This is a genomic window from Micromonospora sp. WMMA1996 (assembly GCF_002573675.1).
In the GTDB taxonomy this organism is placed as follows: Bacteria; Actinomycetota; Actinomycetes; order Mycobacteriales; family Micromonosporaceae; genus Micromonospora; species Micromonospora sediminicola.
The window spans coordinates 25,211-42,506 of the sequence record NZ_PDHU01000005.1 but is presented as its reverse complement, the minus strand read 5'-3'; the positions used below and the strand labels follow the sequence as shown (position 1 = coordinate 42,506).

At 75.1% G+C, this 17,296-nt stretch carries 20 protein-coding genes; 5 read left to right on the top strand and 15 right to left on the bottom strand.

The genetic code is table 11. The annotated features are described in order from the left end of the window. Positions 1-39: 39 nt before the first annotated feature. The 4 genes from COO58_RS25700 to COO58_RS25685 all read right to left on the bottom strand — a co-directional run bounded on the left by COO58_RS25700 (position 40) and on the right by COO58_RS25685 (position 3,437). Positions 40-933 carry a septum formation family protein gene (locus COO58_RS25700; protein WP_098747609.1) on the bottom strand — a complete coding sequence of 298 codons (894 nt, stop codon included), beginning with the start codon at positions 931-933 and terminating at the stop codon, positions 40-42. A gap of 212 nt (positions 934-1,145) precedes the next feature. After that, on the bottom strand, positions 1,146-1,574 hold the full coding sequence (gene panD, locus COO58_RS25695) for an aspartate 1-decarboxylase (protein WP_091568676.1): 429 nt from the start codon (positions 1,572-1,574) through the stop codon (positions 1,146-1,148). A gap of 29 nt (positions 1,575-1,603) precedes the next feature. After that, on the bottom strand, positions 1,604-2,452 hold the full coding sequence (gene panC / locus COO58_RS25690) for a pantoate--beta-alanine ligase (protein WP_091568673.1): 849 nt from the start codon (positions 2,450-2,452) through the stop codon (positions 1,604-1,606). Between the two features lie 55 nt (positions 2,453-2,507). Then, the gene (locus tag COO58_RS25685) at positions 2,508-3,437 is read right to left on the bottom strand and encodes a Rossmann-like and DUF2520 domain-containing protein (RefSeq protein WP_098747607.1); all 930 of its coding nucleotides are present in this window, start codon (positions 3,435-3,437) and stop codon (positions 2,508-2,510) included. 256 nt (positions 3,438-3,693) lie between these two features. Between COO58_RS25685 and COO58_RS25680 the strand changes: the two genes are divergently transcribed. Continuing rightward, positions 3,694-4,659 carry an SAM-dependent methyltransferase gene (locus COO58_RS25680; RefSeq protein ID WP_098747871.1) on the top strand — a complete coding sequence of 322 codons (966 nt, stop codon included), beginning with the start codon at positions 3,694-3,696 and terminating at the stop codon, positions 4,657-4,659. Next, positions 4,656-5,825 (top strand): NADH-quinone oxidoreductase subunit D, encoded by a 1,170-nt coding sequence (locus COO58_RS25675; protein WP_176558974.1) that lies wholly within the window; start codon positions 4,656-4,658, stop codon positions 5,823-5,825. Before COO58_RS25680 ends, COO58_RS25675 begins: the two co-directional genes overlap by 4 nt. 13 nt (positions 5,826-5,838) lie before the next feature. Here the strand turns inward: COO58_RS25675 and COO58_RS25670 are convergent, their stop codons facing one another. From COO58_RS25670 to COO58_RS25655, 4 genes are all read right to left on the bottom strand, one after another. Next, positions 5,839-7,806, bottom strand: coding sequence for a hypothetical protein (locus tag COO58_RS25670; RefSeq protein ID WP_098747606.1), 1,968 nt, complete (start codon positions 7,804-7,806; stop codon positions 5,839-5,841). Between the two features lie 129 nt (positions 7,807-7,935). Beyond that, positions 7,936-8,940: a glycine betaine ABC transporter substrate-binding protein gene (locus tag COO58_RS25665; protein ID WP_098747605.1), complete on the bottom strand. Its 1,005-nt coding sequence runs from the start codon at positions 8,938-8,940 to the stop codon at positions 7,936-7,938. Positions 8,941-9,151: 211 nt separating this feature from the next. Further along, positions 9,152-9,874, bottom strand: a complete 723-nt coding sequence (locus COO58_RS25660) for an ABC transporter permease (protein WP_091568664.1) — start codon at positions 9,872-9,874, stop codon at positions 9,152-9,154. Further along, entirely contained in the window at positions 9,871-10,557 is a 687-nt protein-coding gene (locus COO58_RS25655; RefSeq protein WP_091568662.1) for an ABC transporter permease, read from the bottom strand. Before COO58_RS25655 ends, COO58_RS25660 begins: the two co-directional genes overlap by 4 nt. A 2-nt stretch (positions 10,558-10,559) precedes the next feature. Between COO58_RS25655 and COO58_RS25650 the strand changes: the two genes are divergently transcribed. Next, entirely contained in the window at positions 10,560-11,558 is a 999-nt protein-coding gene (locus COO58_RS25650) for an ABC transporter ATP-binding protein (protein WP_091568659.1), read from the top strand. Between the two features lie 63 nt (positions 11,559-11,621). Here the strand turns inward: COO58_RS25650 and COO58_RS25645 are convergent, their stop codons facing one another. The 7 genes from COO58_RS25645 to folP all read right to left on the bottom strand — a co-directional run bounded on the left by COO58_RS25645 (position 11,622) and on the right by folP (position 16,201). Continuing rightward, the gene (locus COO58_RS25645) at positions 11,622-12,113 is read right to left on the bottom strand and encodes a hypothetical protein (RefSeq protein WP_098747603.1); all 492 of its coding nucleotides are present in this window, start codon (positions 12,111-12,113) and stop codon (positions 11,622-11,624) included. Between the two features lie 81 nt (positions 12,114-12,194). Continuing rightward, positions 12,195-12,497 (bottom strand): hypothetical protein, encoded by a 303-nt coding sequence (locus COO58_RS25640; RefSeq protein ID WP_091568655.1) that lies wholly within the window; start codon positions 12,495-12,497, stop codon positions 12,195-12,197. Between the two features lie 75 nt (positions 12,498-12,572). Then, positions 12,573-13,802, bottom strand: a complete 1,230-nt coding sequence (locus COO58_RS25635) for an ABC transporter permease (RefSeq protein ID WP_091568652.1) — start codon at positions 13,800-13,802, stop codon at positions 12,573-12,575. Positions 13,803-13,918: 116 nt separating this feature from the next. Next, entirely contained in the window at positions 13,919-14,407 is a 489-nt protein-coding gene (locus tag COO58_RS25630; protein ID WP_172968059.1) for a DUF3180 domain-containing protein, read from the bottom strand. Positions 14,408-14,445: 38 nt separating this feature from the next. Further along, positions 14,446-14,973 (bottom strand): 2-amino-4-hydroxy-6-hydroxymethyldihydropteridine diphosphokinase, encoded by a 528-nt coding sequence (gene folK / locus COO58_RS25625; protein WP_091568648.1) that lies wholly within the window; start codon positions 14,971-14,973, stop codon positions 14,446-14,448. Then, a complete protein-coding gene (gene folB / locus COO58_RS25620) occupies positions 14,970-15,329 on the bottom strand; it encodes a dihydroneopterin aldolase (protein WP_091568647.1) in 360 nt (119 codons plus the stop codon). The genes folK and folB overlap by 4 nt, the downstream gene beginning before the upstream one ends. Further along, positions 15,326-16,201: a dihydropteroate synthase gene (gene folP / locus COO58_RS25615; RefSeq protein WP_098747870.1), complete on the bottom strand. Its 876-nt coding sequence runs from the start codon at positions 16,199-16,201 to the stop codon at positions 15,326-15,328. The genes folB and folP overlap by 4 nt, the downstream gene beginning before the upstream one ends. A gap of 357 nt (positions 16,202-16,558) precedes the next feature. Between folP and COO58_RS25610 the strand changes: the two genes are divergently transcribed. After that, entirely contained in the window at positions 16,559-16,873 is a 315-nt protein-coding gene (locus tag COO58_RS25610; protein WP_091568645.1) for a hypothetical protein, read from the top strand. A gap of 14 nt (positions 16,874-16,887) precedes the next feature. Further along, a complete protein-coding gene (locus tag COO58_RS25605) occupies positions 16,888-17,250 on the top strand; it encodes a hypothetical protein (RefSeq protein WP_091317037.1) in 363 nt (120 codons plus the stop codon). The last annotated feature ends 46 nt before the right edge of the window (positions 17,251-17,296 follow it).

Here is a 17,296-nt window from a genome sequence, read left to right as displayed (position 1 = left end):
CCTCGCTCCGGGCCACGGGGGCGGGACGAGTGGTTTCGGCTACCTCGTCCGGAGCGGCAGCCCGGCCGGGCCGGCGCCCTTCAACGAGGCGGTCACGGTGCGGTCGCTGAGCCACAGGTAGCACCGGACGCCCCGGTCGCCCACCGCCCAGCGGGCCGCGCCGGGCGGGCGCACCACCACGCCGCTGCGGTAGCGCAGGACCGGGTCGGCGGGCACGCCGGTCCAGCGCGCGACGGCGCCGTAGCAGCCGTCGTAGAGCGGCGCCCAGTCCGCCGGCCTGCTCGGGTACGGGCGGGCCGGCGCGAGCCAGACGCCGACGAACTCGGCGTCGTGCGCCACCGCGCAGTCGACCGGGGTGAGCGTCTGCACCCGCCGCCGGTCCTGCCCGGTGCGCTGGCAGCCCAGACGCAGCGGGGACGGCGGCTTGAGCGCGTCTCGGAGGCTGCCGGTGCGGGTCACCACGGTGGCCGCCGCCTCGACCGTGTTCAGCTCGGTCAGGTCGCACCGGAACCAGCGGGAGCCGGCCGTCCAGCCGGCGCCGGTGGGCACCGCCACGGCCAGCCGGAGCCGCCCGGCCCGCCAGTCGTCGCCGACGAAGCCGCTGGCCCGGGTGTCGCACTCGGCGAAGGCGGTGCGCAGCTCGGGTGAGTCGAGCGGGGGCGGCGTGGCCCGGCCGACGGTGAACGCCCCGACGTGCACGGTCTCCACCCGGTGCGGCAGGTCGCAGCCGACCGGGGCGTACGCGGCCAGGCCGACCGTCGGGGTGAAGTCGGCGACCTGGCACACCCCGGCCGCCGGGGTGAACGGACCGGGCCGACCCATCGACGCCCAGTCGTCGGTGAGGTCCCCGTCCAGCCCGCCCGAGGAGGCGCACCCGACCAGCGCCGCTGTCGCGACCACGGCGGCGACGAGGCTCCCCAGCGTACGGCCCATCGCGCCTCCCCCAGCCCGACGACCGTCGATTCCGACGGTCCGCTCAGGGTAGCCGAAAATGACCTTCCGGTAACAGACCGCGCCGGCCCCCACCTCCGACCCCGTGGATCTTGCAGTTGCGGCCCGGATGAAAGGTGCAGACCGGGCGAACGAGGGGCCGAAAGTGCAAGATCGACGGGGGAGGGCGGGGGCGGGGGCGGGGGACGAGGGGGTCAGTTCAGGGCGGCGGCGAGGGGGTTGGGGACGGGGTCGCCGGCGGTGCCGGGGGCGGCGGTGGTGGGGTCGGCGGTCAGGTCGACGACCTTGTTGTCCGCGTCGACGTGCACCACGCGGGGCTGCCAGGCGCGCGCCTCGGCGTCGTCCATCTGGCCGTACGAGATGAGGATGACCAGGTCACCGGGGTGCACCAGGTGCGCGGCGGCGCCGTTGATGCCGATCACGCCGCTGCCCCGCCGGCCCGGGATCACGTACGTCTCCAGCCGGGCGCCGTTGGTGATGTCCACGATCGCGACCTGCTCGCCGGGGATCAGGTCCGCCGCGTCGAGCAGGTCCTCGTCCACCGTCACCGAACCGACGTAGTGCAGGTCGGCCTGGGTCACCGTGGCCCGGTGGATCTTCGACTTGAGCATGGTCCGGAGCATCGGGGTGCCTTTCCGCATTCGTGGTGGGGTCAGGGACGCGGCGCGAGGTGGAGCGCCGTGTTGTCGATCAGTCGGGTGGCGCCGACCCAGGCGGCGATCAACAGCCGGGCCGGGCCGGAGACCGGACCGGGCTCCAGGTCGGTGTCGGTGAGCACCAGGTAGTCGAGGCGGGCGTCCGGCGTACCCGGGTCGAAGGCCCGGTGCGCGGCGGCCAGCACCGCCCCGGCGTCGTCGCCCCGCTCGGCCGCCGCGACACCCGCGCGCAGCGCGGCGGACAGGCTCAGCGCGGCCCGCCGCTCGTCGGCCGACAGGTAGCGGTTGCGGCTGGACAGCGCCAGGCCGTCCGGCTCCCGCACGGTCGGCACCCCGACGATCTCGGTCGGCACGTCGAGGTCACGGACCATCCGGCGCACCAGGGTGAGCTGCTGGTAGTCCTTCTCGCCGAAGAAGGCCAGGTCGGGGCGGGTGAGCTGGAGCAGCTTCAGGACCACGGTGAGCACGCCGTGGAAGAAGCCGGGCCGGCTCAGTCCCTCCAGGTCCTCGCCGAGCGGGCCCGGGTTCAGGCGCACCGTCGGCTGGCCCTCCGGGTACATCTCGGCCACCGACGGCGCGAACACCAGGTCCGCCCCGGCCCGCCGGCAGATCTCCAGGTCGGAGTCGAGCGTGCGCGGGTAGCGGTCGAAGTCCTCGTTCGGGCCGAACTGCAGCGGGTTCACGAAGATCGTCACCAGCACGTGGTCGGCCCGCTCGCGGGCGGCCCGCAGCAGCGTCTCGTGCCCGGTGTGCAGCGCGCCCATGGTCATCACCACGCCGACGGTGCCGGTCAGCCCCTCCCGGGCCGCCGCCAACTCCTTGCGCGTGTGCAGCACGTCCACCATCAGGGCCTCCCGGTTCGCGACTGCGGGGCTCGCAGACCCGGCTCACTCCTCGCGCTCACGCCACAACCTCCATCCCGTCCAGCACGTCCCGCAGCGACGCGGCGTCCGCCGGGCGCAGCCGGCCCGCCGCGACGGCGCGGTCCGCCGTCCGTCGGGCCAACGCCAGGTAGGCCGGTACGGATTCCGGCGCGGTCCGCGCCAGCCGGTCCAGGTGCCGACGTACGGTGCCCGCGTCGCCCCGGGACACCGGGCCGGTGAGCGCGTCGTCGCCGAGCCGCAGCGCGTTCTCCAGGGCCGCCCGCAGCAGCGGGGCGAGCACCTTCTCCGGCCGGTCCACCCCGGCGTCGCGCAGCCGGTCGGCCGCCTCGTTGACCAGGGTGACCAGGTGGTTCGCGCCGTGCGCCAACGCCGCGTGGTAGAGCGGCCGGTCGGCCTCCCCCACCCACTCCGGCACGCCGCCCAGGTCGGCCACCAACCGGGCCGCGAACGGGCGCAGCTCGGCCGGCGCGGTCACGCCGTAGGAGCTGCCGGCGAGGCGGGACAGGTCGTCCGGCGTACCGGTGAAGGTCATCGCGGGGTGCAGCGCGAGCGGCCGGGCGCCGGCCGCGGCGGCCGGGGCCAGGACGGCCAGCCCGTGCGCGCCGGACGTGTGCGCGACCACCGGGCCGGGGTGCAGCGCGCCGCTCGCGGCCAGGTCGGCGACCACGTCGGCCAGGGCGTCGTCGGGTACGGCCACGATCAGCAGGTCGGTGGCGGCCCGGGCCACGGCGGCGGCGGAGCGGTGCGGGGTCTGCGGCAGGAGCAGCGCCACCCGGGCCCGGCTGGCGCCGGAACCGCCCGAGGCGGCCACCACGCGGTGACCGGCGGCGGCCAGGGCCGCGCCGAGCACGGAACCGACCCGGCCGGCGCCGAGCACGCCGACGGTGAGGGTGCGGGGGAAGACGAGCGGGGCGCGAGTGGCCCGCGGGCGCAGCGGTGCGCTCATGGCAGCGATCCAGTCCTCGAAGGGGGTACCGGTCGATGGCAAGTATGCGCCCGGGTGACAGACCGGAAACAAGAAGGTGTGAAAACCTTCACCGACCGCCCGGAGCGCCCGCTCCGGTGGCGGAGGAACCCCCCGTACGGGTACGTCCGCGCCGCTCCACGCCGGGCCGGCGGGTCGCCGGACGGCACCGGCCAGGGCGGGCCGTAGGGTCGGCCCGGTGACGTCCGGGTACCCCGCGCTGCGCTGGCGCGACGCGATGGAACAGGCCCTCTACGGGCCGGACGGCTTCTTCGTGGCCGGCCCCGGCCCCGCCGCCCACTTCCGCACCAGCGTGCACGCCTCACCGGTCTTCGCCGCCTGCCTGCTGCGGCAGCTCACCGCCGTCGACGAGGCGCTGGGGCGGCCGGCCCGGCTGGACGTGGTCGACGTGGGCGCCGGCCGGGGCGAGCTGCTCCGCGCGCTGCTGACGCGGGCCGACCCGGACCTGGCCGACCGGATCCACCCGGTCGCGGTGGAACGCGCCGAACGCCCCGCCGACCTGCCACCCGGCATCGACTGGCGGCACGAGATCCCCGAGGGGATCACCGGCCTGCTGCTGGCCACCGAGTGGCTGGACAACGTCCCCCTGGACGTCGCCACCCCCACCCCGGACGGCTGGCGCCACCTGCTGGTCGACCCCACCACCGGCCACGAGACCCCCGGCCCCGCCGTCTCCCCCACCGACACCACCTGGCTGACCCACTGGTGGCCCCCCACCCCGACGCGGGCGGAGATGGGGAGGACTCGGGACGAGGCGTGGGCGGAGGCGGTGGGGCGGGTCGAGCGAGGGCTGGCGCTGGCGGTGGACTACGGGCACCTGCGGGACGCCCGGCCCCTGGACGGGACGCTGACCGGGTACCGGGACGGGCGGCAGGTGCCGCCGGTGCCGGACGGGTCGTGCGACGTGACCGCGCACGTCGCCATGGACTCGGTGGCCGCCGCCGGCGCGCGGGTCGCGGGGTGTGCGTACACCCTGGTGTCGCAGCGGGAGGCGCTGCGGGCGCTCGGAGCCGACGGCGGCCGACCACCGCTGGCCCTGGCCTCCCGGGACCCGGCCGGCTACCTGCGCGCGCTGGCCGGCGCGTCGGCGGCGGCCGAGCTGACCGACCCGGCCGGCCTCGGCGGGCACTGGTGGCTGCGGCAGCCGGTCGGCGTCGCGCCCGAGGCGACCATGGCACGATGACGGGCATGACCACGGACGCCGGCGACCTCCGCGAGCTGACCGTCGGGACCGGCGCCGGCGGTGAGCAGCTCGGCACCGACATGGTGCTCAACATCGGGCCGCAGCACCCCTCGACGCACGGCGTGCTGCGGCTGAAGCTGGTGCTCGACGGGGAGCGGGTGATCGCCGCCGAGCCGATCGTCGGCTACATGCACCGAGGGGCGGAGAAGCTCTTCGAGGTTCGCGACTACCGGCAGATCATCGTGCTGGCGAACCGGCACGACTGGCTGTCGGCGTTCTCCAACGAGCTGGGCGTGGTGCTCGCGGTCGAGCGGCTGATGGGCATGGAGGTGCCGGAGCGCGCCACCTGGCTGCGGATGGCGCTGGCCGAGCTGAACCGGGTGCTCAACCACCTGATGTTCCTCGGCTCCTACCCGCTGGAGATCGGCGCGATCACGCCGATGTTCTACGCGTTCCGGGAACGGGAGACCATCCAGGCGGTGATGGAGGAGGTCTCCGGCGGCCGGATCCACTACATGTTCAACCGGGTCGGCGGCCTGAAGGAGGAGGTGCCCGCCGGCTGGACCGGGCGGGCCCGCGCCGCCATCGCCGAGGTACGCCGCCGGATGCCCGACCTCGACCACCTGATCCGGCGCAACGAGATCTTCCTGGCCCGCACCGTCGGGGTCGGCGTGCTCTCCGCGGCCGACGCCGCCGCGTTCGGCGCGTCCGGGCCGGTCGCCCGGGCCTCCGGGCTCGACCTGGACCTGCGCCGGGACGAGCCCTACCTGGCCTACGACCAGCTCGACGTGCCGGTGGTGACCAAGACCGCCGGGGACTGCCACGCCCGGTTCGAGGTGCTGCTCGACCAGGTGTACGCCTCGCTCGACCTCGCCGAACAGTGCCTGGACCGGGTGGACCGGATCTCCGGGCCGGTGAACACCCGGCTGCCCAAGGTGGTCAAGGCGCCCGAGGGACACACCTACGCCTGGACCGAGAACCCGCTCGGCATCAACGGCTACTACCTGGTCTCCCGGGGCGAGAAGACGCCGTGGCGGCTCAAGCTGCGCACCGCCTCGTACGCGAACGTGCAGGCGCTGTCGACGCTGCTGCCCGGGTGCCTGGTCCCCGACCTGATCGCCATCCTCGGCTCGATGTTCTTCGTGGTCGGCGACATCGACAAGTGAGTCCGGGGCGCGGTCAGCGCCAGCGGTCGTCGGCGTCGCGGGGCGGGTGACCGTAGCCGCCGGGCTCCGGCCGGCGCCACTCCGGCTCGGGCTGCCGCCACTCCGGCTCGACCTCGCGCCACTCCGGCTGGCCGCTGCGCTGCGTCGGCGGTCGCCACTCCTGCGGCACCGGGACCCCACCGGCCGGCAGCGCCGGGTGGCTCTCCGGCGACCAGCCGCCGGCCGGTTCGCCACGGACGGAGGCCCACCGGTCCTCGACCCGGTACTCGGTGCCCCCGCCGTCCTCGTGCACCGCGGCCCGCCGCTCCCCGACCCGGATCTCCCGCCCCCGGTCGTCGTCGCGGACCGCCGCCCAGCGGTTGCCGGCGGCCCGCACCTGCGACCAGTGCGCGCCGTCCGGCTCGGCCACCTGCGCCCGCCCGGCCTGCTCCACCGGCGGCCAGGAGCGGTCGCCTCGCGCCCCGCCCGCCACCGGACCGGTCCGGTCGTCACCCGGGCCGGACCAGTCGCGCTGCTCGTCCGCCGGCCGGTCCGATCCCGGGCCCCGCGACCAGCCGTCGTCCGCCGGCCAGCCCCGCTGGCCGCCCGCGGCCCGGCCGACACCCGCCCAGGGGTGCTCGCGCCCGTCACCGGTCCGCGCGTATCCGTCGCCGGACGGGCTCGGTCGGTAGCCGTCGTCCGGGGGTGCGGCCCGGTAGCCGTCACCGGACGGGCCGGTGCGGTAGGCGTCCTCCGCCGGGGCGGCCCGGTAGGCGTCACCGGGCGCGCCGGCCCGGTAGCCGTCGTCGCGGGCGCCGTCGTCGCGGGGCCAGGTCCGTTCCGCGCCCGGACCGGACCGCAGGCCGCCCAGCCAGCCGTCCTCCTCCGAGCCGGACCAGCCGGATCGGGCCGGCTCGTCCCGGCCCGACTCGCGGTGCCCGACGCCCCGGTGGTCGGCCGCCTCCGCACCCCGCGGCCGGTCCTCCGCTCCCGGTGACCAGCGGCCGGCGAACCCGCCGTACCGGCCACCCGCCGGTTCGCCACCGTCCACGATGGTGTGCCGGGTGGTGACGTGCACCGTCTCGGTGTGGTGAACCACGCCGACGGGGCGGGGCTGCTCCGGCCGGGCCGGCTCGGCCACCCGCGCCGCGCCGTAGACACCGGCCGACGGTCGGTCCTGGCCGTATCCGCCGGTCGACGACCGGTCCTGGCCGTATCCGGCGGCCGACGGCCGGTCCGCGCCCGGCGTGCCGGCGGACGGCCACTCCGTGCCGCGCGGGTCGGACCGGGCCGGGTCGGCGCCGTAGCCGGCGAAACCCGGGCGGTCCGCGCCGGAGCGGTCCGGGTCGGCCCGGTAGCCGCCCGGCTCCGCGCGCTCCCCGGCGTACGGGCCCGACGGGTCGGCGTCGTACGGCTCGGGCCGGCCCCAGCCCGTACCGGCGTGAGCGTCGGGGCGGTCGACGTCGGGCCGGGACGCGTCGTCGGCGCCGTAGCGCGTGCCCGACGACCGGCCCGGGGCGTCCTCGTCGCGGCCGGCCGGGTGCGCCCGTCCCGCGTCGTACGCGCCGGCCACCGGCACCCGGGCCCGTCCGCCCGGGCGCTCCTCGGCGGGCGCGGCGGCCAGCCCCGCGGCTGCCGCGTCGAGCCGCTGACGCACCGCGCCGGCCGTCTCCTCCGCCCGCCGGGCCTGGTCGAGCGCCTGATTGCCACGTTGGGCGGCGGCCACGATCTCGGAGCGCAACTCGCGCCGGAGCTGCTCCAGCTCCTCGCGAAGCTCCTCGGCCCCGGCGTCACCGGAGCCGTTCTCGGCCCGCAGCGCGATGGAGAGGCCGATCAGCACCACGGCGAGGATCGCCAGCACGGCGCCGAAGCGCAGCGTGCCGTTGCCATCGGCGACCAGCAGGATGAGCGCCGCCAGGGGCGCCAACCCCACGCCGATCCAGAACAGGACGGTCAGTGGCGTCGGGGTGCGCTTGTCGGCGGGGGCGACCGAGGCGGGCATGGCTGAGCAGATTACCGAGAGTTCCACCGGAGGGGAACGGGTCGGCGCGATCGGATGCACGGTCGCTGACCAGCGACCCCGCCCGGGATCGCCGCCGGCCGGCCGGTTCGACCGGCCGGCGGCGACGGATCAGCTCGTGGCGAGCGCCGCGTCCGAGGAGAAGACGAGCCCGACGCTGGCGGCGCCGGTCTTCAGCGCGTTCTTGGTCTGCGGGCCACCCGCGTCCAGCGAACTGAACGAGCCGGCCTTGAAGTCGTAGACCTCGACCAGCCCGGCCTGGCACTTCGGCCGCTGCGGGCACTCCGGCGGACCGGCGAGCACGGTGGCCTGCCCGGAGCACTTCGCGGCCAGGTCGGAGAGCGTCGACAGGCCGTACTTCTCGGCGAAGGCCTTGGTCACCGCGAACGCGTTCTGGTCCTGCGCCTGGGAGGGCTGGCCGAACACCAGGCCCGCCTTGTCGCCCTCGGTCTTGAGCGCGGCGACGGTCTTCTCCAGCTCGGGGGACGAGACCGGCTGGGCGTCCTTGCCGTTGGCCTTGGTGTTGAGGAACTCGGCCATGGTGGCGGCGTATTCCGGGACGACCTGGACCTGGCCCTTCTCCAGGGCCGGCTCGTAGAGCTCCCGGTTGCCGATGGTCTGCACCTTGACCTGGTAGCCGGCCGCGGTGAGCGCGATCTTGTAGAGCTCGGCGACGGTCTGGCTCTCGCTGAAGTTGCCCGCGCCCACCGTCACCTGGCCGCCCGGACCCTTCTCGATCCCGTCGGTCACACCGTTGGCGGCGGCGAACTCCTGCGCCGCCACCTGGGGCGTCTTCCGGTCGACGTCGACCGCCCGGTTGAGCTGGATCAGCTTGGGGGTGTCGAGCTTCGCCGAGACCTTGTCCAGCGCGGCGACCAGCTGCGGCGTCGCCGCCTTCTTGTTGATCGCGGGGAGGACGTTGTCGGTGTTCTGCAGCTTCTTGTCGTCGGTGAGGACGACCAGCTGGTCACCCGCCACCGGGGCGCAGCCGGCACCCGAGGCGCCCGCCTCGGGAGCGTCGGTGCCGGAGGAGCCGGCGTCACCGCAGCCCGTGAGGAGAGTTGCCGCGGCGAGGGCGCCGAAGGCCCCCGCGGCCAGCCGTGCACGTGCGCGCATCAGTGCCCGCCTTCCGTGTCCCGGCGCGGCCCCCGATGGGGCCGGCCGCGTGTCCGACGGGCGATCCGGACGGCCGCCCGTGACTTCACCCAACATCCTCCGGACCCGACCGACAAACTTGGAGCGGTTTTCGTCATCCGATCGTCACCAGCGGGTCGGATGCGCTGTGATGCCCGACTCACCGACGGGCCGGCGAGGAGCCGCCGGAAGATCAGTTGCCGGCCGTGGCCGCCGCCGCACGGCGGTTCGCCCGCCGGCTGACCCGTCGCAGCGGGCGCGGCGTGACCACCCGCTCCAGCACCGCGAGGATCCCCTCGACCAGCAGCGCCAGGCCCGCCACGAGCACACCGCCGGCGATGATCTGGCCGCCGCCGGCCGCGATGTCCAGCCCGAAGCCGGCCCGGATGATCTGACCCAACCCACCGCCGTTGACGAACGAGGCCAACGCCGCGGTCGCCACCACCTGCACGGCCGCGGTGCGGAACCCCGCCGCCAGGTAGGGCACCGCGAGCGGCAACTCCACCCGGCGCAGCACCTGCCCGCCGGAGAGCCCCATGCCGCGCGCCGCGTCCCGGGCCTCCGGGTCGGCCTGCCGCACCCCGGTGTACGCGTTCGCCAGCAGCGGCGGCACCGCGAAGACCGCGAGCGCCACCACCACGGCCGACCGGCCGAACCCGAGGAAGGTCAGCGGCAGGATGGTCAGCAGGGCCAGGGTCGGGATCGCCAACGTGACGTTGGAGACCAGCAGCACCAGCCCGCCGCCCCGGCCGCTGTGGCCGAGCCAGAGACCGATCGGCCATGCCACCAGGCACCCCAGCAGCACCGCCAGGGCGGACATGCTCAGGTGCTCGCCGAGGCGGTCCAGCACGCCGCCGGGGTTGGTCCAGTTCAGCGGGTCGTTCAGCCAGAGCACCGCCTGCTGCACCGGATTCATGAGACCCGTCCGCGCAGCCACGGGGTGAGCAGCCGGCCCACCCCCGCCAGGACCAGGTCGAGCACCAGCGCCAGCAGCACGCAGAGCACCGTGCCGGTCATGATCTGCGCCTTGTAGAAGTTGTTCTGGAAGCCGGCGAAGATGAGCTGGCCCAGCCCGCCCCGGCCCACCACCACGCCCACGGTGACCAGCGCGACCGTGGAGACGGTCGCCAGCCGTACGCCGGTGAGGATGCCGGGCAGCGCCAGCGGCAGCTCGATCCGGACCAGCCGGCCCCAGCGGCCGTAGCCCATGCCCTCGGCGGCCTCCCGCACCTCCGGTGGCACCTGGTTCAGGCCGGCCAGCGTGTTGCGCACGATGACCAGCAGCGCGTAGAGCGCCACCACGGTGAGCACGGTGATCGCCCCGATGCCGAGGTAGGGCGCGAGGAAGGCGAACAGCGCCAGCGACGGGATCGTGTAGAGCACCCCGGTCAGCGCCAGGATCGACGCGGCCAGCGAGCGGAACCAGTACGCTGCCACCGCGAGCGGCAGCGCCACCAGCGCGGCGATCACCACGGCCCGGGCGGTCAACCAGGTGTGCTCGCGCAGCGCGGCGAGGATGGTGTCAGAGTTGTCCCGCACGTACTGCCAGGAGAACCACGGATTGCCCGGGGCGGCCCGGTAGCTCAGGTGGAGGAACACACGTGGACGTTACCCCGGGCACCACCGCCGGTCACGGCGCCGCCTCGATCACGCTGGAGCGCATCCGCAAGCGCTACCCGGACGGCACCGAGGCGGTCCGCGAGCTGAGCCTGGAGGTCAAGGCGGGCGAGCTGGTGGTGCTGATCGGCCCGTCCGGCTGCGGCAAGTCGACGGTGCTGCGGATGATCAACAGGCTGATCGAACCGACCGACGGCCGGATCCTGCTCGGCGACGACGACGTCACCCGCGTCGACCCGGTGACCCTGCGCCGCCGCATCGGATACGTGATCCAGAACGTCGGCCTGTTCCCGCACCAGACCGTCGCCGCCAACGTGGCGACCGTGCCGGGGCTGCTCGGTTGGCCGCGCGAACGCACCCGCGCCCGGGTCGGTGAGCTGCTGGAACTGGTCGGCCTCGACCCGGCGCAGTTCGGCCGGCGCTACCCGCACGAGCTCTCCGGCGGGCAGCGGCAGCGGGTGGGCGTCGCCCGCGCCCTCGCCGCCGACCCGGTGGTGCTGCTGATGGACGAGCCGTTCTCGGCCGTCGACCCGATCGTGCGGACCCGGCTCCAGGAGGAGTTCCTGCGGCTCCAGGCCGAGGTGCGCAAGACCATCGTGCTGGTCACCCACGACCTCGACGAGGCGGTCCGGCTGGGCGACCGGATCGCGGTGCTCTCCGAGGGTGGCGTGCTGGAGCAGTACGACAGCCCGGCCGCGCTGCTCGGCTCGCCCGCGTCGGCGTTCGTCCGCGAGTTCGTCGGCGCCGACCGGGGCATCCGGCGGCTGGCGGTCACCCCGCTGACCCGCGCGGTGCTCGACCCGCTCCCGGCCGACGGCGGGACCGGGCTGCCCACGGTGCCGCTCGGCGACTCGGCCTACGACGCGCTGGGCGCGCTGCTCACCTCCGGCGCCGACCACGCGCTGGTCACCGAGGACGGCAGCCCGGTGGGGCTGATCGCGCGCAGCCGGGTGCTGAGCCTGGGCGCGGTGGACGGCGCCTGACCGGCCCGCGCGGCCGGCCGGACCGGTCACCGGAGGATCGGGCCCGGCCCGCCGTACGACGAGTCAGGCCCGGCCGCCCAGGCTGGCCAGACCGACGATCCAGCCGGCGAAGAAGCCGTACGTGACGCCGCCGCTCGCGGCCTGGAAGGCGGCGAAGAGCGTGCCGTGCGGTCCGAGGAGCGTGGCGAGCAGGGCGGTGATCCCGCCGGCCAGGGCGTACGCGCCCCAACCGGAGAGGAACTGGCTGCCCGAGGCGGCCACCCGGTCCACCTGCGGGCCGGGCAGCAGGTAGAGCAGCGCCGCGGCGACCACGAGCAGCAGGATCGCCCGCAGGTTGGTGGTGAGCAACCCCTCGTCGGCGTGCCACCGCCAGGCCGGCCAGTAGAGCAGCCGCAGGAACCAGCCACCGGCTCCGGTCGGATCGGTGCTGCCCTGCGCCCAGTCCCCGTACATCGGGCTGCCGCCGACCGCGACGAGCAGGAACGCGGCGAGCGTGCCGGTGCCGGCGGCCGTGCCGTACCGGGGGACGGTGCGGGGGCGGTTGGTGAGGGCCATGGAGCGGTCAGTTCCCGGGCCGCCGCGCCGGGCAAACCTGCGCGTCCGCGCGACCGCCGTCGGCCGGCGGGCGGCCACGGGTCAGTGCTTCATCAGGTAGTCGATGAAGGCGGCGCGCAGCAGCGGCGCGGACTCGTCGTAGCCGTGCCCGGTCAGCTCCCGCCACAGCGCGTTGGCCTCGTCGATGGTCGGCCCGACCGAGTTCGGCGCGCCGTCCAGGGCGGCAGCCTCGTCGGCGTTCGGCAGGTGCCGCAGCACCGACCAGAAGAACCCCACGTCGCGACGCTCCCGGGCCAGGTGGAACGCCTGCTCGCGCAGCTCCTCGGTGGAGAGCTTGTCGAGCTCGTCGAAGGTACGGCCGCCGGGGGCAGGAGTCTCGCTCATGCCGCCGAGCCTAACCGGCGAGATCAGCTTCGGCCCGCCGGACGCTACCCCCGCCGGAGCCGACCCTCGTCGACGTCAGCGGTCGGCGTCCCAGCGCCGCGGCTCGCTCTCCCAGCGGGGCGCCTCCCAGGCGTCGACCGGGGTGTCGGTCTCGCGTACGGGCAGCACCGACGGCCAGGTGTCGGTCGGCTCGGGCGTCGGGGTCGTCGTCCAGCCGGTGCTGATCCGGCCGTCCCCGACCGGGCGCGGCGGGCCGGGCACGGCCGTCAGTTGCCGGGCCGGGCGGGGCCGGCCGAACGTCTCGACCAGCCGGGTGACCAGCAGCCCGGCGCCGAGCACCGCCCCGCCCAGGGCCCACCGGCCGATCGACCAGTCGTGCGCCACGGTCCAGGCCAGGAACACCACCACCAGGCTGACCGCGATCAGCGTGCCGAAGACACCGCCGCGCCGGCCGTACGCGCTGGTGCCGCCGAGCAGGACCGTGCCGACCGCCAGCACCGTCCAGTCCAGCCCGGTGCCGGGGGCCACCGGACCGTCCCCGTTCGCGGCGATCAGGACCCCGCCGAGCATCGCCAGCACCGTGGAGCCGACGAGCGCCAGCGCGGTCACGACGGCGGCGACCGCCCCGCGCCGCCGGGCCGGGTCGGCGACCGGACGGAACCGGCCGATCAGCCGGCGCACCGGTTTGATCGCACCGAAGAGGCCACCGAGGACGGCCACCGCGGCGAAGCCGACGAACAGGTAGAGCGCGGTGCGCCGGGGGTCGTAGTCCCCCTGGACCGCGACCGGGGCGGTCCGCCGCTCCAGGTAGACGATCACGCCGGCCGCGCCGGCCAGGCTCGCCGCCCAGCCCGGCACGTGCAGCACCACCACGACCAGGGCGAGCGCCAGCCCGCCGACCGCGGCCACCGCGAGCGCCGGGAGCAGCGCCTCCCGGGCACCCCGGTCGCCCTGCTCGGCGAAGTGCATCGCGGCGGCCAGCGCGACCGGACCGACCGCCAGGTTCACCGCGGCGGCCCGCAGGCTCAGTCCGGCGGCCAGGGTGAGCAGGCCGAGCCCGGCCACGTCGACGAGCAGCGTCTTGAGCGCGCCGCCGCGCAGCGCGTCCGCGTCCTCCCGCCAGAGCAGCCAGGTCACCGCGGCCAGCCCGGCCAGCAGCAGGAACTCCCAGACCACGTGCACCGCGATCCGGTCCCGGCCGGGTTCGCCGTGCGACGGGTCGTCGAAGACGTTCTCCAGCACGGCGGCCGGTACGCCGGAGGAGGTCTCCGGTGACGCGGTCCGGTCCGCCTCGTCGTACCCCATTGGCCGCGCCTCCCAGGTGGCCGCGTCCGGCCCACGGGCGGGCGGACCGGTGGCGGCCGTCGCTCTCCGGTCGCCAGGGACGGTACCTGCGGGCCGGGGTGTGGGGAACCCCCTGATCAGAGGCGCCCGCGCGGGGTCTCCCGGTCGCCCGGCTCGCGGTCGGAGTCGTCCTCCTGCTCAGGCACCCGGCACGACCGTTCCAGCCAGAGCGCCGCCGCGACCAGGGCCAGCGAGGCGACCAGCCCGGCCACCGCGGCGGGGCGGTCGCCGACGGCGGCGTTGGTCGGCTCGACGAAGAGCCAGCCGGCCAGCCCGGCGTAGAAGCCGGCGAAGATCGCTCCGGCCAGCGCGGACGCCTTGGCGAGCACCACGAAGCGGGCGACCAGCAGCGGGTTCACCGGCTCCCGTCCGGGTCGCCGTTCGATCCGGCCCCGGGTGTTGACCGCCGCGTAGCCCTCCAGCACGGCCAGCCCGGCCAGCGTGATCACCGGCAGCCAGGGCAGGTCGGCGGCGAAGTCGCCGTAGAAGTTGCTGATCAGCAGCCAGGCCACGGCGGCGGCGGCCAGACCGGCCACCACCAGCGTGGAGACCCGGGTCGGACCCATCCGGAAGCGGTCGGGATCCTGTGGGGACCGGGTCGTACTCATGTGTCCGACTCTAGCGTCAGATCCGGTCGCGGGCTCAGTTCCAGGGCGTCGGCGGCCAACGGCTCGGCGTTGAGCAGGTCGGTCAGCCAGCCGTGCCCGGGCAGCCGGCCGTGCGGCTCGATGTCGATCCACGGCCGCAGCACGAAGGCGCGCAGGTGGGCGCGGGGGTGCGGCAGGGTCAGCTCGGGGTCGTCGCTGAGCACCGGCCGCCCGGCGTCGTCCCAGACCGCGATCACGTCCACGTCGAGCGTGCGCGGCCCGTACCGCCGGTCCGCGTCGCGGGTGCGCCCGGCCGCCGTCTCGGCGGCCCGGGCCCGCGCCAGCCAGTCGCCCGGCGTCGCCGCCGGGTCCGCGACCATCACCGCCGCGTTCAGGTACGCGGGCTGGTCCGCGTCCCCCCACGGTGGAGTCTCGTAGACGCCGGAGACCAGCAGGACGCCGTCGCCGAGCGCGGCCACCGCGCCGCGCAGGTGGTCGAGGCGGTCGCCGAGGTTGCTGCCGATCGACAGCACGGCCCGGGTCACCGGGTACGCCGCATGGTGACCGCCACGTCCCGGAAGGCGTGCGGGATCGGGGCCTCCGGCTTGTGCACGGTCACCGTCGCGGCGGCGACCAGCGGCTCGGCCAGGCAGACCGCGAGCAGCCGGTCGGCGAGCGTCTCGATCAGGTTCACCGGGTCGCCGGTGATCACCGCGACCAGCCGCTCGGCCAGCTCGCCGTAGTGCACGGTGTCGGTCACCTCGTCGGAACGGGCGGCCGGACCCAGGTCGAGTTCGAGCACGGCGTCGACGACGAACTCCTGGCCCTGGGCGCGCTCGAAGTCGTAGACCCCGTGCCGGCCGTGCGCGCGCAGGCCGGTCAGCTCGATGCGGTCGGTCATCGGTCCCCTCCCCCGGTCGCGCCGGCGCCCGCGGTGGCCAACCGGGGGCGGCCGGTGGCACGCCAGACGGCGAGCGCGTCGGCGGTGCCCCGGACGTCGTGCACGCGTACCCCCCAGGCGCCGGCGGCCACGGCGAGCACACTGGTCGCGATCGTCGCGGCCTCCCGGCCGGCGGTGGGGCGGGGCGCGCCGGTCGGGTCGGTGAGCAGCCGGCCCAGGTAGGACTTGCGGCTGGCCCCGAACAGGACCGGGAAGCCGAGATCGACCAGCTCGGGCAGGCGGGCGCTGAGTTCCCAGTTGTGCGCGGCGGTCTTGGCGAAGCCGAGCCCGGGGTCGACGATGATCCGGTCGGCGGCCACGCCGGCGGCGAGCGCCGCGTCGACCCGCGCGCCCAGCTCGGCCCGGACGTCGGCCACCACGTCGGTGTAGTGGGCCAGGTCGCGCATCTCGCGGGAGTGACCGCGCCAGTGCATGAGCACCCACGGGCACCCGGCGTCGCGGACCACGCGGGCCATGTCCGGGTCGGCGAGCCCGCCGGACACGTCGTTCACCACGGCCGCGCCGGCGGCGAGGACGGCCTCGGCGACCCGGGCCCGGCTGGTGTCGATGCTGACCGGGATGCCGGCGGCGGTCAGCTCCCGCACCACCGGCAGCACCCGGGCGGTCTCGGTCTCCGAGTCCACCCGGTCGGCGCCGGGCCGGGTGGACTCGCCCCCCACGTCGACCAGGTCCGCCCCGTCGGCGCGCAGTCGCACGCCGTGTGCGACGGCGGCGTCCAGATCGGCGTATCTGCCGCCGTCCGAGAAGGAGTCGGGCGTGACGTTGAGGACGCCCATCACCACCGGGGTCTCCGCCCGTACCAGATCGGTCACGGACCCGACAGTACCGTTCGCCAGCAGGCCTTCCGGCGGCCGGGCGAGCACCGGAGCGCGCGCCCTGACGTGCGCATTGGAACAGGTGTACGATCGGTCGTCCGGGTCGTTCGGGGTCCACTCTTCGCGGCTTGTCGCAAAGGTGGCCGGCCCGTACGCTTTGGAATTGCCCAGCATCGAGATGGCGAAGCCTGGAGGGAGGGCCGAAGCGGGAAGAATCCCCCCAAAACTCGCCACGCTCCGTGGTGAGTGACGGACCCAGCGTCGACGGCGCTGTCTCTGACGAGCATCATCCCGCCAGGCTTGCCTACTTGCACCAACGCGGCGCCGCCGGCCGCGACCTTGGGGAGGTTTCCAGTGATCGCCATCGAGCTCATGGCAACGGCGTCCACCGCCGTCGACCACGCGCTCCACACCCTGGCGTCGACTCCACTCGCCGAGCCGGCGCCCAAGGGCATCGACACGGACAACGTCGTCACCTTCTTCGCCAGCAAGATCGCGCCGATCCTGCTCGCCGTGCTCGGGGTGATCTTCATCGGCCGGGCCAGCCGGGGTGAGATCTCCAAGGTGCTGACCAGCTCGGCCATCGCCATCATCGGGCTGGCCTTCATCGCCGGCGCGGCCACACTCTTCTTCGTCGGTGACTACCTGATCAAGCTGATCTTCGAATAGGGCGCTGGGCGACGATGCGGCTGCGCACCGACGACGACATCTACCGGGCTCGCCTCGTCTACCTGGGGCCGCCCGGCTACACCCTTCCCGTCCACCTGCCGTACGCCCAGTACGGCCTGTTCATGCTGCTCGTACCCCTCTACATGTTCATCCACTGGTTGTTCACGCTCCAGGTCGAGCTGTTCCCCGCCTGGGAGATCTCGCTCGCCATCGTGACGACCTCGTTCATCTTCCGGTACGTCGACCCGGACCGGCCGGCGCGCATGGTCATCCGGACCGCGCTGACCGACTGGCGACGCACCCGGGAGCCGGCCGCCGAGCTGCGGGACCCGCGCCTCGTCGCGAGCCGGATCAGGATCCGGGAGGAACTGGCATGACCGGGCGTACGCCGACGGCGCAGACGAACGACGCGGGTGAGGCGGT

Excerpts from the sequence above, each read along its gene's own strand:
- COO58_RS25670 (WP_098747606.1), bottom strand. The coding sequence starts at position 7,806 with ATGCCCGCCTCGGTCGCCCCCGCCGACAAGCGCACCCCGACGCCACTG.
- COO58_RS25700 (WP_098747609.1), bottom strand. The coding sequence starts at position 933 with ATGGGCCGTACGCTGGGGAGCCTCGTCGCCGCCGTGGTCGCGACAGCG.
- panD (WP_091568676.1), bottom strand. The coding sequence starts at position 1,574 with ATGCTCCGGACCATGCTCAAGTCGAAGATCCACCGGGCCACGGTGACC.
- COO58_RS25640 (WP_091568655.1), bottom strand. The coding sequence starts at position 12,497 with ATGAGCGAGACTCCTGCCCCCGGCGGCCGTACCTTCGACGAGCTCGAC.
- COO58_RS25675 (WP_176558974.1), top strand. The coding sequence starts at position 4,656 with ATGACGGGCATGACCACGGACGCCGGCGACCTCCGCGAGCTGACCGTC.
- COO58_RS25660 (WP_091568664.1), bottom strand. The coding sequence starts at position 9,874 with ATGAATCCGGTGCAGCAGGCGGTGCTCTGGCTGAACGACCCGCTGAAC.
- COO58_RS25605 (WP_091317037.1), top strand. The coding sequence starts at position 16,888 with ATGCGGCTGCGCACCGACGACGACATCTACCGGGCTCGCCTCGTCTAC.
- panC (WP_091568673.1), bottom strand. The coding sequence starts at position 2,452 with ATGGTGGACGTGCTGCACACGCGCAAGGAGTTGGCGGCGGCCCGGGAG.
- COO58_RS25685 (WP_098747607.1), bottom strand. The coding sequence starts at position 3,437 with ATGAGCGCACCGCTGCGCCCGCGGGCCACTCGCGCCCCGCTCGTCTTC.
- COO58_RS25680 (WP_098747871.1), top strand. The coding sequence starts at position 3,694 with ATGGAACAGGCCCTCTACGGGCCGGACGGCTTCTTCGTGGCCGGCCCC.
- COO58_RS25635 (WP_091568652.1), bottom strand. The coding sequence starts at position 13,802 with ATGGGGTACGACGAGGCGGACCGGACCGCGTCACCGGAGACCTCCTCC.
- COO58_RS25665 (WP_098747605.1), bottom strand. The coding sequence starts at position 8,940 with ATGCGCGCACGTGCACGGCTGGCCGCGGGGGCCTTCGGCGCCCTCGCC.
- COO58_RS25645 (WP_098747603.1), bottom strand. The coding sequence starts at position 12,113 with ATGGCCCTCACCAACCGCCCCCGCACCGTCCCCCGGTACGGCACGGCC.
- COO58_RS25630 (WP_172968059.1), bottom strand. The coding sequence starts at position 14,407 with ATGGGTCCGACCCGGGTCTCCACGCTGGTGGTGGCCGGTCTGGCCGCC.
- folB (WP_091568647.1), bottom strand. The coding sequence starts at position 15,329 with ATGACCGACCGCATCGAGCTGACCGGCCTGCGCGCGCACGGCCGGCAC.